At 71.8% G+C, this 16307-nt stretch carries 15 protein-coding genes; 8 read left to right on the plus strand and 7 right to left on the minus strand.

The features are described from left to right. Positions 1 to 25: 25 nt before the first annotated feature. The 7 genes from E8M80_RS03510 to E8M80_RS03540 all read left to right on the plus strand — a co-directional run bounded on the left by E8M80_RS03510 (position 26) and on the right by E8M80_RS03540 (position 5687). The gene (locus tag E8M80_RS03510; protein WP_137124278.1) at positions 26 to 727 is read left to right on the plus strand and encodes a hypothetical protein; all 702 of its coding nucleotides are present in this window, start codon (positions 26 to 28) and stop codon (positions 725 to 727) included. Between the two features lie 173 nt (positions 728 to 900). Then, positions 901 to 1656, plus strand: a complete 756-nt coding sequence (locus tag E8M80_RS03515; RefSeq protein WP_137124279.1) for a DUF1194 domain-containing protein — start codon at positions 901 to 903, stop codon at positions 1654 to 1656. Positions 1657 to 1728: 72 nt separating this feature from the next. Further along, complete coding sequence (locus tag E8M80_RS03520; RefSeq protein ID WP_137124280.1) at positions 1729 to 2688, plus strand: NAD(P)/FAD-dependent oxidoreductase; 960 nt, start codon at positions 1729 to 1731, stop codon at positions 2686 to 2688. Continuing rightward, positions 2685 to 3266, plus strand: a complete 582-nt coding sequence (locus E8M80_RS03525) for a pyridoxamine 5'-phosphate oxidase family protein (RefSeq protein WP_137124281.1) — start codon at positions 2685 to 2687, stop codon at positions 3264 to 3266. The genes E8M80_RS03520 and E8M80_RS03525 overlap by 4 nt, the downstream gene beginning before the upstream one ends. After that, positions 3263 to 3508 (plus strand): DUF3253 domain-containing protein, encoded by a 246-nt coding sequence (locus E8M80_RS03530; RefSeq protein ID WP_137124282.1) that lies wholly within the window; start codon positions 3263 to 3265, stop codon positions 3506 to 3508. The genes E8M80_RS03525 and E8M80_RS03530 overlap by 4 nt, the downstream gene beginning before the upstream one ends. Beyond that, positions 3508 to 3948, plus strand: coding sequence for a DUF1499 domain-containing protein (locus E8M80_RS03535; RefSeq protein ID WP_137124283.1), 441 nt, complete (start codon positions 3508 to 3510; stop codon positions 3946 to 3948). Before E8M80_RS03530 ends, E8M80_RS03535 begins: the two co-directional genes overlap by 1 nt. Positions 3949 to 3959: 11 nt before the next feature. Next, on the plus strand, positions 3960 to 5687 hold the full coding sequence (locus E8M80_RS03540) for an ABC transporter ATP-binding protein/permease (protein WP_137124284.1): 1728 nt from the start codon (positions 3960 to 3962) through the stop codon (positions 5685 to 5687). A 9-nt stretch (positions 5688 to 5696) separates the two neighbouring features. Here E8M80_RS03540 and E8M80_RS03545 read toward each other — a convergent pair whose 3' ends face one another. The 7 genes from E8M80_RS03545 to E8M80_RS03575 form a co-directional block, all read right to left on the minus strand. Next, on the minus strand, positions 5697 to 7526 hold the full coding sequence (locus E8M80_RS03545; protein ID WP_137124285.1) for an SLC13 family permease: 1830 nt from the start codon (positions 7524 to 7526) through the stop codon (positions 5697 to 5699). A 28-nt stretch (positions 7527 to 7554) separates the two neighbouring features. Beyond that, positions 7555 to 8232, minus strand: a complete 678-nt coding sequence (locus E8M80_RS03550) for a MarC family protein (RefSeq protein ID WP_137124286.1) — start codon at positions 8230 to 8232, stop codon at positions 7555 to 7557. Positions 8233 to 8245: 13 nt separating this feature from the next. Further along, positions 8246 to 8710 carry a hypothetical protein gene (locus tag E8M80_RS03555; protein WP_137124287.1) on the minus strand — a complete coding sequence of 155 codons (465 nt, stop codon included), beginning with the start codon at positions 8708 to 8710 and terminating at the stop codon, positions 8246 to 8248. 3 nt (positions 8711 to 8713) lie between these two features. Further along, a complete protein-coding gene (locus E8M80_RS03560) occupies positions 8714 to 10249 on the minus strand; it encodes an AbgT family transporter (RefSeq protein ID WP_137124288.1) in 1536 nt (511 codons plus the stop codon). Between the two features lies 1 nt (position 10250). Further along, complete coding sequence (locus E8M80_RS03565; protein ID WP_137124289.1) at positions 10251 to 11633, minus strand: M20/M25/M40 family metallo-hydrolase; 1383 nt, start codon at positions 11631 to 11633, stop codon at positions 10251 to 10253. A 270-nt stretch (positions 11634 to 11903) separates the two neighbouring features. Continuing rightward, positions 11904 to 13151, minus strand: a complete 1248-nt coding sequence (locus E8M80_RS03570; protein WP_137124290.1) for a patatin-like phospholipase family protein — start codon at positions 13149 to 13151, stop codon at positions 11904 to 11906. Positions 13152 to 13284: 133 nt separating this feature from the next. Further along, positions 13285 to 14925 carry a DcaP family trimeric outer membrane transporter gene (locus E8M80_RS03575; protein ID WP_170979178.1) on the minus strand — a complete coding sequence of 547 codons (1641 nt, stop codon included), beginning with the start codon at positions 14923 to 14925 and terminating at the stop codon, positions 13285 to 13287. 295 nt (positions 14926 to 15220) lie between these two features. Between E8M80_RS03575 and E8M80_RS03580 the strand changes: the two genes are divergently transcribed. Then, a complete protein-coding gene (locus E8M80_RS03580; protein ID WP_137124292.1) occupies positions 15221 to 16303 on the plus strand; it encodes a patatin-like phospholipase family protein in 1083 nt (360 codons plus the stop codon). Positions 16304 to 16307: the final 4 nt, after the last annotated feature.

Consider the following 16307-nt stretch of genomic DNA (forward strand, 5'->3'; position numbering starts at 1 on the left):
CCCGCAGCGACGAGCTATCCGAGCCATGCCCGCCTTCATCCCCTTCCGCAGCTTCGCCGCCCTTTGCGTCGCCGCCTATGACATCCAGGCCAGCGCCGTCGGCGCCTACGCGCGCTTCGGCGAGACCGACCAGCGAATGTCCGGCTTCCAGGGCGCCATCTACCGCGCCGCGAATGGCGGCGGGCTCGACTGGGTGGTGGCGGTGGCCGGCACGCAGCCGACCGACACCGGCGGCGCGGACCTCGTCGCCGATGCCGGCTTCGGCGGCGGCCTCTCGACCATCGTGAGCCCGCTGGTGGCGCTGGCCGGCACCGCCGTGCTCTGGCACCAGATCGCCTGCGCCGAGGACCTGGTGCGCAATGCCCGCGCCGTCATGGGCCGGGGCGACCGGCTCTACATCACCGGCCATTCGCTCGGCGGCGGCATCGCACAATGCGTCGCGGCGCGGATGGGCGTGGATGCGGTCGGAATCTCGGCCCCCGCCGTCACGCGCGTCACCGGCGTCGAGTCCGCCTATCTCCGGAACCGCCCGCGCATCACCTGCCTGAAGGTTCGCAACGACCCAATCAACCACACCGGCATGGTCGGCAACTGGCTCGGGCGCGTGGTTCCGCTCGAAAGCCCGCGCACCGGCGGCGACGCGCATTCGATCGACCAGACCCTGGCCGAGCTGAAGCCTGCGGGCAGCTTCAGCACGCTCGGCGCACGGGACCCCTTCGCGGCCTGACGTCGCGCCGGCCGGCGGCACTGCCCCGGGTGATCCCCGGGGCGCCTGCCAAGCGAAGATTTCTGTTGCGACGCAGCACAAAGTTCTGCGATTGTTCTCCTTGCGCCCTCGGTCACGACGGCGTCAGGGAAGGACAGACCGCCGGACGCATGGCCCCCATCCAGGAGGGTTCCATGCCGCGTCCCCTGTCCCGCCGCCTCCTTCTTGCCACGACGCTCGCCACGCCCGCGCTGCTCGCCGGACGCCCCGCCCGCGCGGTGCAGGAGGTCGATGTCGAGCTCGTCCTCGCCGTCGATGTCTCGCGCTCCGTCGATGCCGAGGAGATGGAGATGCAGATGCAGGGCTACGCCACCGCCTTCCGCGATCCCCGCCTGGCCGAGGGCATCGCCGGCGGCCCGCTCGGCGCCATCGCCGTCACGCTCTTCACCTGGTCGGACTGGAACTACCAGCGGACGCTCGTGCCCTGGACGCGCCTCGACGGCGCGGCAGCCTGCGAGGGCTTCGCAGCCGCGCTGGACGCCGCCCCGCGGGAGACGCATCTCTACACGTCGATCTCGGGCGCCATCGACTTCGCCGCGCGGCGCTTCGGGGAACGGTTCGAGGGGCTGCGCCGCGTCGTCGACATCTCCGGCGACGGGGTGAACAATTCCGGGCGGCCGCTCGCCGCCGCGCGCGACGAGGCACTGGAGCAGGGCATCGTGCTGAACGGGCTCGCGGTGCTGGACCGCACGCCGCAGCCCTCCGTGCTGCTCGCGGGACTGCCGCCGGTCGACGAATACTTCCGCGACCAGGTGATCGGCGGCCCCGGCGCCTTCCTCATGGTGGCCGAGGGCTATGCGAGCTTCGCCGGCGCGGTGCGGCGCAAGATCATCCGGGAGATCGCCGCCCTGCCCGGACAGGGCCCGCGCGTTGAGCGCGCGACAACCTGATCCGCGGCCGGCCCGTCGGCCTGGACGGCCGGCGGGCTTGCGCGCGGCCAGGATCACGCCATACCCGCGGGCATGACCGACTGCATCGCCATCATCGGCGCCGGGCTCGCCGGCATCTCGGCCGCCCGCAGCCTTGCCGCGCGCGGCCATGCCGTGCGCCTGTTCGACAAGGGCCGCGCCGCGGGCGGGCGCCTCGCGACGCGGCGGGCCGAGCATGGCGGGCAGCGCCTGCAGTTCGACCACGGGGCGCAGTACCTGCGCGCCGCCGGCCCCGGCTTCGCCGCCGCTCTGGCCGAGGCCGGCGCGCAGCCCTGGCCGGATGCGGAACGCCGGGTCGGGATGCCCGGCATGTCGGCGCTGCCGCGCGCACTGCTCGGCGCCCTGCCGCTCACGGCCGGGCGCCATGTCGGCGAGGTCAGGGGCCGCCCCGGCGCCTGGACCATCCGCCACTGGGACGCGAAGGAGGCCAGGCCCGGCGCGCCCCTGCCGGTAACGGCGCCCGTCGAGGACGGCCCATTCTCCGCCGTGCTCGTCGCCCTGCCGGCGCCGCAGGCGGCAGCGCTCCTGCCTGCCTTCGGCGCCGCGCTCGCCCCCGTCCGCTACGCCCCCTGCTGGACCGTCATGGCGCATTTCGACGCGCCGCTGCCGCTGCCCGATACGCTGCGGCCCGAGGGCCACGCCATCGGCTGGGCGGCGCGGGACTCCGCCAAGCCGGGGCGTGATGCCGGCGCCGGATGCTGGGTCGTGCAGGCGGGGCCGGCCTGGACCCGCGCCAATCTCGAGCGCCCGGCCGCCGAGGTCGTCGCGCCGCTGCTGGCCGAACTCGCGGGCCTCGCGCGTGTGCCACTGCCCGCGCCGGCCTGGGCGGCGGCGCATCGCTGGCGCTATTCGCTGCTGGAGGCGCCGCTCGGTGCGCCCTGCCTCTGGGATGCCGGGTCGCGGATCGGGCTGGCGGGGGATTGGTGCCTGGCCGGCCGCGCGGAGGCGGCCTGGGACAGCGGCGCGGCACTGGCCGCTCTCTTGGCGCCATGACCGCCCCCGCCCCACCCGCGACGCCGGAGGGCGCTCTGGCGCAGGCCTTCGCGCTGCTCGCGCGCGGCGTCGCCGACCGGCGGAGCCCCTTCCATACGCCGACGCTGGCGACGCGCGGCACGGACGGCACGCCCAACCTGCGCACCGTCGTGCTGCGTGCCTTCGACCCCGCGGCGCGGCGCCTGCGCATCCACACCGACCGGCGCAGCGCCAAGGCCGCCGAGGTCCTGACCGAGCCGCGCGTCATGCTGCACGGCTACGACGCCGGCGCCCGCGTGCAGCTGCGCCTCGGCGCCAAGGCGACGCTGCACCTGGACGATGCCGTGGCGGACGAGGCCTGGACCGCGAGCCGGGCGATGTCGCGCCTGACCTACGCGACCGAACACCCACCCGGCGCCGAGGTCGCGGCGCCCCCGGCCTCGCCGGCCGAGGTCGGCACCGCCCGCGACAACTTCGCCGTGCTCGTGCTCCGGATGGACAGCCTGGACTGGCTGCTGCTCGCCCATGCGGGGCATCGCCGCGCGCGCTTCGCCTGGGATGCTGCGGGGCGGCTCGCCGCAAGCTGGGTCGCGCCATGAGCGAGCCCGCGATCCGCGACGCCATCCTGGCGCTCACCGCCGAACGCGGCGCTGACAGGAGCATCTGCCCGTCCGAGGTCGCGCGCGCACTCTCGCCCGAGGACTGGCGCCCGCTGATGGCCCGAATCCGCCGGGAAGCCACCGTGCTGGCGCGCGAGGGCCGGATCGATATCCTGCGCAAGGGGAAGCCCGTGGATCCGGCGACGGAGATTCGCGGCGTCATCCGCCTGAGGACCCGCTGATGCTCGGATTGCTGTTCTCCCGCGGCGCCGCCGGCGTGCCGCCCGCCGCGCCGGTCGACTTCGCGACGCTCGCGCTGCCGCCCTCCCCCAACACCTGCCTGCTGACGCCGAGCACGGCGCCGGGCGCGGGGCACCTTCACCACGACCCCTTCCCCGTGACGGCGGACGAAGCCTTCGCCGCGATCCGCGCGACCGCGGCCGCGCAGCCGCGCACCTTCGCCCTGGCCGAGTACCCCGAACGCCGGCAGGCGCAATGGGTCGCTCGGACGCGGCTGATGAACTACCCCGACATCGTGGTGGCCGAGGTCGCGCCCATCGGCGACGGCACCGGCCTCTGGCTCTATTCGCGCAGCCTGCTGGGCTGGTCGGACCTCGGCGCCAACCGGGCGCGGGTGATGGCCTGGCTCGTGGCCTTCGAGGACCGGCTGCGCCAGCGCTGAGGGACCGCGCCATGCGCCGCATCGGCCCCTTCCTGCGCGATGCCTGGGCATTGGCGCGCCCCTATTGGTCGAGCGAGGAGCGCTGGGCCGCGCGCGGGCTCCTCGCGCTCGTCGTCGCGCTGAACCTCTCGCTGGTCGGCATGACGGTGCTGCTGACCTACTGGCAGCGCGCCTTCTACAACACGCTGGAGGCGAAGGACCCCGAGGGCTTCGCCGCCCTGCTGTTCACCTGGCACCGCACCGCGGACGAAGGGCTGCTGCCCGGCTTCGCCGTCATCGCGCTGCTCTACATTCTGATCGCGGTCTACCAGCTCTATCTCCGCCAGGCGCTCGAGATCCGCTGGCGGCGCTGGCTGACCGAGGTCTACCTGGCGCAGTGGCTGGATAAGCGCGCCTATTACCGCATGTCGCTGACCGACCAGGCGACGGACAACCCCGACCAGCGCATCGCCGAGGATGTGCGGATGTTCGTGGACGACACGCTGGCGCTCGGCCTCGGGCTGATGAATGCCGTGGTCACGCTCGCCTCCTTCGTCGTGGTGCTCTGGTCGCTCTCGGGGCCGCTCAGCGTGCTGGGCGTCGAGATCCCGGGCTACATGGTCTGGGTCGCGCTGCTCTATGCCGCGCTCGGCACCTGGCTCGCGCATCTGATCGGTCGGCCGCTGATCGGGCTGAACTTCCTGCAACAGAAGGTCGAGGCCGATTTCCGCTACGCGCTGGTGCGCTTCCGCGAGAACGCCGAGGGCATCGCGCTGCATGGCGGGGAGGCCGACGAGCGGCGCGGGCTGACCGAGCGCTTCGGCGCGCTGGTCGCGAACTGGCGCGGGATCATGACGGCCACCAAGCGCCTGACCTTCTTCACCGCGGGCTACGGCCAGGTCGCGGTGGTCTTCCCGATCGTCGTCGCGGCGCCTGCCTATTTCGCCGGGCGCATCCCGCTCGGCGGGCTGATCCAGACGTCCTCCGCCTTCGGGCAGGTGCAGGGGGCGCTGTCCTGGATCGTCGAATCCTACGCGCGGCTGACCGCATGGCGCGCGACGGTCGAGCGCCTGACGGGCTTTGCCGCCGCGGTCCGCCGCGCACGGACGGCCGAGGCCGGGCCGGTCGCGGCCCCCGGCACGGCGCCAGGCCTCGCACTGCGCGACGTGACCTTGGCGCTGCCCGATGGCCGCCTGCTGATCGAAGGTGCCGCGGCCGAGGTGGCGCCCGGGCAGTCGGTGGTCCTCACCGGCGCCTCGGGCCTCGGCAAGTCGACGCTGTTCCGGGCCATCGCGGGCATCTGGCCGTTCGGCGCGGGGCGTGTTGACCTGCCGGCCACGGGCCGCGCCCTGTTCCTGCCGCAGCGGCCCTATTTGCCGCTGGGGACGCTGAAGCGCGCCGTCTGCTACCCCGAGGACGCAGCCGGCTTCACCGACGCCGAGGCGGCCGCCGCGCTGGAGGCGGCGGAACTGCCGCATCTCGTGCCGCGTCTGCAGGAGGCCGGCGCCTGGGCGCAGCGCCTGTCGGGCGGGGAACAGCAGCGGCTCGCGCTGGCCCGCGCCCTGCTCCTGAAGCCCGACTGGCTGTTCCTCGACGAGGCGACGGCGAGCCTCGACCCCGAGGCCGAGGAACGGCTCTATGCACGCCTCAAGGCCGCGCTGCCGGGCACGGCCATCGTCTCGATCGCGCATCGCCCGGCCGTGGCCCGGTTCCACGACAGGACGCTGCGCATCGAGGGCGGGCGGCTGCGGGAGGACTGACCGCGCGAATCAGGGCGGCAGGATGATCGGCACCAGCAGCACGGCGATGGCCAGGACCACCACGGTGAAGGGCACGCCGACCTTCACGAAATCCACGAAGCTGTAGTTGCCGGGACCGACCACGAGCGTGTTCACCGGGGAGGCGATGGGCGTGATGAAGGCGGTCGAGGCCGCGAGCGCGACCACCATAGCGAACGGATAGGGCGAGGCGCCGATATCCTGCGCGATTGCCAGCGAGACCGGCGCCATCAGCACCGCCGTCGCTGTGTTCGATATAAAGAGCCCGAGCAGCGCCGTGACGACGAAGATGATCGCGAGGAGGACGCGCGGCGCTGCCTCCCCGGCCACCGAGACCACGAACTCCGCCGCCAGGTCGACGCCGCCAGTCCGCTGCAACGCGATGGCGAAGGGCAGCATGCCGACGATCAGCAGGAGGCTTTTCCACGAGATCGCGGCGTAGGCGCTGTTCAGGTCGATGCAGCGCGTCAGGCCGAGCAGCAGGCAGGCGATCAGCGCCGCATGGACGGTCGGCAGCCATCCGGCAACGATGGTGACGACGAACAGCCCCAGGATACTCGCGGCGAAGGGCGCGCGGCCGGCCGCGGGAAGGATCTCCGCATGTTCGGCCGGCAGGTTGAGCACGACCAGCTCGTGCCCATCCGCCCCGAGGCGCCTTATGTCCGACCAGAACCCCGTCAGCAGCAGCGTGTCGCCGGCCTTCAGCTTCTCCTCCAGCAGTTCGGGTCCTGCAACCCTGTTGCCGTGGCGCAGCCCGACGACGGTGAGCCCATGCTCGCTGCGTATCCGCGCCTCGAGCACGGTGCTGCCGATCAGGGGCGAGTCGGGCGGAACCAGCGCCTCGACCATGCCGATCTCCTGCGACGGGATGGCGGAGAAGACGCCGCCCTCGATCGGCAGCATCTCGGCCGCGTGGAGGACGAGAAGCTCCTCGATCCGCGCAGTGCTGGCGCGCACGTCGATCAGCAGGACATCGCCCGCCAGGATCTCGATGCCCGGCGCCGGCTTGACGATTTCGGTCGCGAGCCTGCCCCGGCGTTCGATCGCGAGAAGGCTCACCCCCTCCCGTCGCAGCCCCTCCCCCTCCGGCAAGCGGCCCACCAGGTCGGATCCCGCCGTCACGCGCACGCGACAGATCCGCCCCTCGAGGCTGTACTTGGCGACCCACTCCGCAAGGCTCGGCGCCGGGCGGCGGCGGCCCGCGGTCACGCGCCGGTCGGGCAGCATGCGTCGCGCGAAGAGCATGTAGGCCACCGCCAGCGCCAGGATCGGCACGCCGAAGGGCGTGAAGGCGAAGAAGGCGAAGGGCTCGTGCCCCTGGCGCACTAGCTCGGCACTGACGACGAGGTTCGGCGCCGTCGCGACCAGCGTCATCATGCCGCTGATCAGCGCCGCGACCGAGAGGGGCATCATGAGCTGGCTCGGGGCCAGGTCCAGAGAGCGACAGATGCGCAGCCCGATCGGGATGAAGATCGCGACCACGGCGGTCGAGCTCATGAAGGCGCCGAGGATCGCCGGCGCCACCATCATCATGATCATGAGCCGCGTGGGGCTGCCGCCGGCGCGCGCGCTGATGAGGTCGCCAACGCGTTGCGCAGCGCCGGTGCGCACGAGCGAATCCCCGATGATGAACAGCGCCGCGAGCAGCACGACGACCGAATCCGAGAAGCCGGCCAGGGCCTCGTTGATCGTGAGCACGCCGGTCAGCGGCAGGGCCACGATCATGAGCACACCGACGACGTCCATGCGCGGGCGGTTCGCCACGAACATCGCGATGGCGGCGCCAAGCAGGGCCAGGACGATCAGCAGGTCGTTGTTCATCGGCATTCTCCCGGTGCGCGGTCCGTGGTCACGCGCGCGCGGCCAGCAGGAGCCGCAGGGCGTCGGTCACCCCGGTCAGGATGATCTGCACGCCGATGCAGAGCAGCAGGAAGGCCGTGAGCTTGGTCGCGACCAGCGTCCCCTGCGGGCCGATCCGCCGCGCGATCGCCTCGGAATAGGCGTAGGCAATCCAGACGCAGGCCGCAACCGAGGCCGCGACCAGCACCGAGGAGATCGCGCTGACCAGCAGCACGCCCTGCGTCTCCGCCGTCCGCTCGGCACCGAGCGCGATGGAGGCCGCGATCGACCCCGGCCCCGTGGTCAGCGGCAGCGTCAGCGGGAAGAAGGCCATTCGCTCGATCGGCGCGGTGTCCATCGCCTGGGGGGCCTTCGACGCCTCGGGCTGCGCGCGCAGCATGGTCCAGCCCGACGCGGCGACGGCGAGCCCGCCGCCGATCCGCAGCGCCTCGAGCGAGATGCCGAAGAAGGACAGCACGCGCGACCCCAGGAACAGCGCCACCACCAGCACGACGAAGGAATTGATGCCGATCTGGCGCGCCAGCCGCGCACGCTCGCGCGCCGTCAGCCAGCGCGTCATGTCGTGGAAGACGAAGGCGATCCCGAAGGGATTGATGATGGTGATCAGGGTCGAGAAGCCGAACAGCCAGAAGCTGATCAGCTTGGCGACGAGGAAGCCGTCGATCATCGGTCGCGGCCCATCAGCGGAGCTCGATCGTGATCCCGGCCTCGTTGAAGCGGAGCTGCCCGCCCGACCGCTCGGTCCGCAGTCGGAGCCGGACGCCGGCGGCATTGCGCAGCCAGCGCGTCTCTGGCCCCGGGCCGACGGCGCGGTCGCGCGGCTCCACCTGTTCGGTGTAGCGGCCGGCGAAGTCCTCGAGCCGCCGCAGGCCGAAAACCTCCCCCCGCGCCGAGAGCGAGGAGACGCCGACGCTGCCGAATTCGAGCCCGCGCACCGTGAAGCGGTGTTCCTCCCCGCGGAAGCGGAGCCGCCCGCCGCCGACCGACCCGCCCAGCGCCAGCACGCCGACCCGGACCTGCTCGATCTCGATCGAGGCGTCCGGGTTCGGGTCCGGCCGGCCGCGCTGCTGCGCCGCGGCCGGGGCCGCCGCGAACGCGAGGCACGCCGCGAGGATGGCGCGTCGGGTGGGGCGTGAGGACGCCATGCATCAGAGGCCCCAGGGCAGGGCAAGCAGGTGCCATGCCGCGAGGAAGGCCGTCCAGACCACGCAGATCACCATCACGTAGGGCAGCATCAGCGCAATGACCGTGCCGACGCCCGCATCCTTCTGGTACTTGATCGCGAAGGTCACGATCATCGCGAAATAGGCGTTGAGCGGCGTGATCGAGTTCATCGGGCTGTCGCCCACGCGATAGGCCGCGAGCACCGCCTCGGGCTCGACGCCGAGCTGCATCAGCAGGGGGACGAAGATGGGCGCGAAGATCGCCCATTTCGCGATCGCCGCCGTGATCACGAGGTCGAGCAGGAACACCACCAGCACGAAGCCGATCAGCAGCCAGAGCGCGTCGAGGTTCATCTGCTGAAGCACGCGCGCGAGCGAGACGGCCGCAAGCGTCGCCATGTTCGTGTAGTTGAAGAAGGCGATGAACTGGCTGATCACCAGCAGAAGCAGGATCAGGCCAGCGAGGCCCGAGATCGCCTTCTGCATGGCCGCCACGACGTCGTTCGTCGTGGTCATGGTGCGCGCACCGAGCCCGTAGCCGACGCCGCAGACCAGGAAGACCAGCGCGATCGAGACGATCAGGCTGTTCATGAAGGGCGAGGCGCCGATGATCGCCCCGGTCTCCGGGTGCCGCAGCGGCGCGCCCGGCGGCAGCGTGAGCAGCGCCAGGAAGGCGAAGACGCCCAGCAGGCCGAACAGCGCGTAGCGCAACCCGCGGTACTCGTCCTCCGAAAGCCCGGTCTCGCCCGGCACCTGGTAGTCGCCCGTGTAGGGGCCGAGGCGGGGCTCGATCACCTTCTCGGTGATCACGCCGATCAGGATGGTCAGCAGCACGACCGAGCCGATCGAGAACCAGACGTTGGCCGCGAGGTCGATCGAGACGTTCGGGTTCACCAGGCGGATCGCGTCGTTGGTGATCTCCGTCAGGATGCCGTCGGTCGGCACGATCAGGATGTTGACCAGGAAGGCCGAGGCCACCGCCGCGAAGGCCGCCGCCAGCCCCGCCAGCGGGTGGCGGCCCACGCTGATGAAGGCCGCCGCCGCCAGCGGGATCAGCACGAGGTATCCGGCATCGGCGGCGATGGAGGAGACGATGCCGACGAAGACCAGGATGTAGGTCAGCGCCCCGGCCGGCGCCACCACCACGAGCTTGCGGATCAGCGCCTTGACCAGGCCCGCTTCCTCGGCAACGCCGACGCCGACCATGGCCACGATGATGACGCCGACCGCGTTGAAGTTCATGAAGTTCTGGACGACGCCCGTGAACATGAAGCGGATGCCGTCCACCGTCAGCAGGCTGCGCGCCGCGGTGTAGGCGGGCTCGATGTCCCCCGTCGCGGGGTTGTAGGCCTGGTAGCGGACCTCGACGCCCATCAGGCCCAGCACGGCCGAGAGCGCGATCACGATCACGATGAGGTAGACGAAGATCATGACCGGGTGGGGCACGCGGTTGCCCACGCGCTCGACCGCGTCGAGCAGTTTCTGCATCGCCGTCTTGGGCGCCTCGGCTGCCGTGCTCACGTCAGGAGGCCAGCGCGTGCAGGATGCGCGCCCAGGACCGCATGCCGTGTCGGAAGCAGTGCAGGTCGTATTTCTCGTTCGGGCTGTGGATCCGGTCGTCCTCCAGCGCGAAGCCGGCGAGGATCACGTCCATGCCGAGCGCCTGCTTGAGTTCCGCCGTCACGGGGATGGAGCCGCCGCCGCCGATGAAGACCGCGGGCTTGCCCCATTCCGCGGTCAGCGCATCCCGCGCCTTGCCGAAGGCCGCGTCCTCGATCGGGAAGCGGATGGCGCTGCCCGAGCCGTGCTCGAGGAACTCGACCTTGCAGTCGGCCGGCACGCGGGCGCGCACGAAGTCCCGGAACGCCGCGCGCACCTTGTGCGGGTCCTGGTCGAACACCAGCCGAAAGGAGATCTTGGCCGAGGCGACCGAGGGGATCACGGTCTTGAAGCCCGCGCCCTGGTAGCCGCCGCCCATGCCGTTCACCTCGCAGGTCGGGCGCGACCAGGTCATCTCCAGCACGCTGCGCCCCTTCTCCCCGGCCGGCACGGACAGGCCGACCGCGCCGAGGAAGGCGCCGGCGTCGAACTCCAGGCTGTCCCACTGCCGGCGCAGCGCCTCGGGCAGTTCCGGCACGCCGTCGTAGAAGCCGGGCAGCGTGATCCGGCCGTCCGCGTCACGCAGGTCGGCGATGATCCGCGCCAGGATGTGGTTCGGATTTGCGGCGGCCGATCCGTAGAAGCCCGAATGGAGGTCCCGGTCGGCCGCGGTGATGATGATCTCCTCCCCGCAGAGGCCGCGCAGCATGGTCTGGATGGCGGGCGTCGCCGGGTCCCACATGTTGGTGTCGCAGATCAGGCCGATGTCGGCCTTCAGCTCCGCCGCGTTCGCCCGCAGGAAGGGCGGCAGGTTGACGCCGCCCGATTCCTCCTCCCCCTCCAGCAGCACCGTCAGCGGGACGGGCAGGCTGCCCGTCACCGCCTTCCAGGCGCGGCAGGCCTCGATGAAGGTCATCACCTGGCCCTTGTCGTCGGACGCGCCGCGGCCGCGGATCACCTTGGTGCCGTCCGCGCGCGTCTCGATCCTGGGCTCGAAGGGGTCGTGGTCCCAGAGGTCGAGCGGGTCGACCGGCTGCACGTCGTAATGGCCGTAGAACAGCGCCGAGGGGCCGTTCCCCGCGCGATGATGGCCGACCACGATCGGATGCCCCGGCGTCGGCCGCGCCGTCGCCTCGAAGCCGATCGAGGCGAGGTCGGCGGCGTGCCAGTCCGCGCAGGCCTTGCATTCGGCCGCATAGGCCGGGTCGGTCGAGATCGACCGGATCCGCAGCAGCGCGAAAAGCCGCTCGAGGGCGGCATCGGCATCGGCGTCGATGCGGGCGAGGACGGCATTGAGCGTGTCCATGGTCTCTCCGGACGTCGGTCTTCAGGCGCGCGCAGGCAGAGGGCGATGTGGAGGGGACGATAAGCGTTGTCGCGTCATGCCGTGCGGTCCTCCCCCGTGCCGCCATGGGGCGACGCCCGGTCATCCAGCCCGAGCCAGACTAGACGCCTTTGCGCCGCACTCGCATTTGCCCCGCGTTCCCCGGCTTGACGTGACGTCCCGCACCCTCGTCCGAAGGTCGGTATCCGATCGCAGAAGCCGCGAAGCCGCTCCGTGCGACAGGCGCCACCTCTAAGGCGCCGGACGCGCGGGCTCGATCGAGCCGATGGTCCGCACCCTGTCCCGCCACCGGTCGCCGGCGCGGCCCTGCGCCTCCCCATGGGCAAAGAGTGCCCGCATGAAGCGGTTGTCGAAGGGCTCGTCGCGCGTCTCCTGGAATTCCGGGCCGATGTAGGCGAGGCGGAAGGCGACCCCGTCGCGCTGCGTCGCGAGGTAGATGCGCAGGATGTCGTTCACGGCGCTGAAATGCAGCAGCGTCGATGCCGACCGCCCGGTGATGGACAGGATCGACCGGTTCGTCGTGGCCCATTCCACGTCGAGCCGCCCGTTCCGCACGATCCAGGCGGTGCGTTGGCGCCGCGACCGGGGCTCCCGGCCGTCGACCAGCGTCGGGTAGAGGAACATCTGCAGCGCGGCGCCGCCGTCAACGTGCATCTCCTGGTAGCGGCGCCCGGCGTCCTCGACGTCGATCAGCACCGGCGGGAAGGCCCCGGGGATGGAGGCGGAGGCGAGCAGGATGCGGCGGAACAGGTCGAGCGACCCGGGTTGGCCGCTCGCCGCGATGGCGCCGATGTTCCAGAAGACCGGCCGGCCCAGGTCGAGGTTCGTCGTGCCGATCAGCAGCAGCCGCCCCTTCCCGTATTCGCGCGCGACGGCGGCCATCATCGCGTCGTTCACATGCCGCTCGATCAGGGCATAGAGCGGCGAGGTGTCGGCCAGCGCCTCCCCGAACAGTACGGCGCGCAGACGGCCGCGCAGCAGGACGACATCGCGCGGCGCGACCTCGGTGAAGACCTCCCGCAGTTGTGGGTCGTAATCCGGGCCGAGGAAGGCGAAGGGCGCGATCAGCGCGCCTGCGGAGATGCCGGTCACCAGGTCGAAGACCGGCCGGCGGTCGGTTTGCGTCCAGCCCGCCATCAGCCCGGCGCCGAAGGCGCCATTGTCGCCGCCGCCGGACAGCGCCAGGTAGTTCGCGGGCGGCAGCCCGCCGCGCCGGCCCGCGGGCAACGCCGCGGCCTGACGTTCCTCCATCATGCTGATTTCGCGGCTGATCGCGCCGGGGTCCGAATCGAACCAGAACCGGGCATTCGGCAGGCCGAGGATCCGGATGCTCTCGGCCGTGCGGCCGGGCGGCGGGTCACCGCGGTCGATGTTCGCGCAGGCCGTCTGCAGCAGGATGGCGAGGAGGAGCGGAAGCCGCCAAAGGACGGTCGCCGCGCATCTCGCATCGTTCCCTGCCGTCCTGTTCCGTACCGTCATATCCCTCGTGGCTCCCTGGCGCTTCGGCCGGCTGCGGGCGGGACCCAGCGGCGGCGGTAGGCTAAACGCATGTGCAATAAAACGGGATTATGCGATCGCGCGTTCGTCTGCGCGGAAGGGCCCCGGCCCGCCATCAGAACCGGGCGATGGCCGCAAAGAGGATGCGGTTCGCGATCCCATGTCCGACCCCTGCCGCCCCCGCCGCGGCCGCGCCGCCATAGAGGTCGCGCCGCGTGAACACGTATTCCAGTCCGACATCGAGCCAGCCGCTGCCGAAGACGCCGTTGCGCACCTCGGCGAAGGGACTCCAGATGAGGTTCACGATCGCCTGCTGCGTCTCCCGGTTCAGGGAGAGCGCCGGCGCCGAGCCCGGCGCGAAGCCGAGCGCATAGGACGGATAGTCGGCCCGCGCATAGGCATAGGAGAAGGTGCTGCGCAGCGTCGTCGCCCAGAACCGCCGGTAGGCGACGGTCGCGCCGTAGGAGGCGACGGTGTCGAGCCCGGGCGCCACGACCCCCGGAAGGCCGAGGTCCGTCAGCGCATCCTGCCCCGAGCTCTGGCCGGCGAAATAGCGGCCGATGCCTTCGCCGTAGAAGGCCATGGCGGCGATCTCGTCCGTCCCCAGAGCATCCCAGAGCAGCGCCATCGGCAGCCGCGCGTGGCCGGCGAAGCCCCATCCAGGCGCGGTTTCCGACACCGGCTGCGCCGCGGCCGCGGTGCCGTCCGTGCGGATCTCGATCTGCCTCAGCATGCCGCGCAGGCCGAGCTCGATCCCGTCCTGCCGCCAGGTCAGGCGCCCGAGCAGGTCCGGCACCGAGGAGACCGCGGGGCTGGCACCGCCCTGCAGGCTCGCCCCCGGCGTGAAGACCCCGCCCGCCGAGGTGTAGGCGGTCTCGGGCGCCTCGATCGAGACCTGCCCGGTCAGCCCCTCCGTGAGCCGGCCCGTGAGGCGGATCTGCGCCTGGCGGACGAAGGACTGGTTGAGGTTTGTGGCGTCGATCAGCGTCTCGAAGACACCCTCGTTCCACAGCGAATTGGCTTGCCCAATCAGCACGCGTAGCCGTTCGTCGCCCAGTTCCGCCCAGGCTTGGCGCAACCGGAAGACGGCATTGTTCGAGGTCGCCGCGCCGCCGCCGAAATCGCCCTCGAGCCGCGTCTCCAAGGTACCCCAGGACGTCAGCGTGCGGGTGTCGACGCCGAAGCGGCTGAAGCGCGCGCCCATGATGAAGTCACCGCCCTGGCGGTCCGCCGCACTGCCCGTGAGAGGGACGGTCTGCGGCGCCGGCGCGTCGGTCTGGTTGCGCGGACCGAGGTCGTAATGCGCGGTCAGCTTGGCGAAGCCATAGAGCCGGACCTGCGTGTCGGCGCCGGGCACGCGGAAGGCGACGCCGGGCAGGTCGGCCCGCAGCGCCTCCTCGGTCGCGAAGGGGCGGCCCATCGGGTCGGGCGGCGCGAGGCCGGGCGGGCCTGCGGCCGTCGAGGCGGCGGCGGCCAGATCGCGTTGCGCCGCGCGCGCCTCGGCGGCAGCGGCGCGCGCCTCCGCCGCGGCGGCGCGGGCCTCGGCGTCGGGTGCGGCGGCGGGGCGGGGGGCGAACGGGCGCGGTCGGGCCGGCACCACCGCGGCCCGGGCGGCCGGCGGCGGCGCGCTGCGGGCTTCGAGCTGGTCCAGCCGGCGCCGCATCTCCTCGAGCTGGCGGCGCAGCTCGGCGATGGTCGCCGCATCGGCGGCGCTGCCCTGCGCCGCGGCCGGCAGCGGCAGGACGGCGAGGGCCACCGCGCAGTGCAAGGCCAGCCTGCGCGCCGCCGGCCTCATGCCGAGGCGACGCCTGCGCGTCCCCTGCCGATCGGTGGGCTCATGGCCCGGCCACCTTGTCCCGCGATATTCACGCCGCGACGGTAGGGGGCGGCCTTTGCCGGCAACAATATGCACCTCATGCGCCACCTGTGCCGAGCGTCCCGCACGACCGCGCAGCCTTGGTCTCGTCACGCGGTTTTGGTTTCACGGAAGGATTCCTGCGGCTACAGGAAACGCGCATTGTGCAGCGCACACATCCCGGCTGGAGACCCGCATGCCCGCCAAGACCGCCCGCGCGCCGGCGAGGACCACCGCGACCGGGAAGCCGGCTGCGGCCAGGTCCCGCGAGACCCTGCTCGTCGACCTCGCGCTGCAGGGCGGCGGCAGCCACGGCGCCTTCACCTGGGGCGTCCTCGACCGGCTGCTGGAGGAGGATCGGCTCACGATCGAGGCGGTCTCCGGCACCTCGGCCGGGGCGATGAACGCGGTCGTGCTCGCGCATGGCCATCTCGAGGGCGGGCGGGAGGGTGCCCGCGCCGCGCTCGCGGCGTTCTGGCGGCGCGTTTCCGAGGCCGCGGCGCTGAGTCCGCTGAAGCGCAGCCCCCTCGATGCCCTGCTCGGGCGCTGGACGCTCGACAACTCGCCCGCCTACCTCGCGATGGACATCGCGACGCGGGTCTTCTCCCCCTACGACCTCGATTTCGGGCTGCCGAACCCGCTGGCCGCGATCCTCGCGGACCTCGTGGATTTCGAGCGGCTACCATCCTCCCCCATCAAGCTGTTCGTCACGGCGACGAACGTGCACACCGGGCGCCCGCGCATCTTCCGCAACGCGGATCTGTCGCCCGACGCGCTGCTCGCCTCGGCCTGCCTGCCGCTGATGTTCCAGGCCGTCGAGATCGACGGCCAGGCCTATTGGGACGGCGGCTATTCCGGCAACCCGACCATGACGCCGCTGATCAACGAATGCGTGTCGGACGACACCATCATCATCGGCATCAACCCCGTCGAACGCCCGGGCGTGCCGAAATCCGCCCGCGACATCCTGAACCGGCTGAACGAGGTCGCGTTCAACGCGGTGCTGCTTAAGGAATTGGCCATGATCGCGCTGCTGCGCGACGTCGCCGACCCGGGCAACGAGAAGAACGCGCATTGGGCCAGGATGCGCGTCCACCTGATCCGGAGCGACATGCTGGCCGCCCTCGGCGCGTCGTCGAAGCTGAACGCCGAATGGGACTTCCTGACCATGCTGCGCGACGAAGGCCGGGCCGCGGCCGACGCCTTCCTCGGCACCCATGGCGACGCGCTCGGGCACCGCTCGACGCTGCCGATCGAACATCTGCTGGACCCGAGGTGACACG

Source organism: Roseomonas sp. HF4 (assembly GCF_005222755.1).
Lineage (GTDB): Bacteria > Pseudomonadota > Alphaproteobacteria > Acetobacterales > Acetobacteraceae > Neoroseomonas.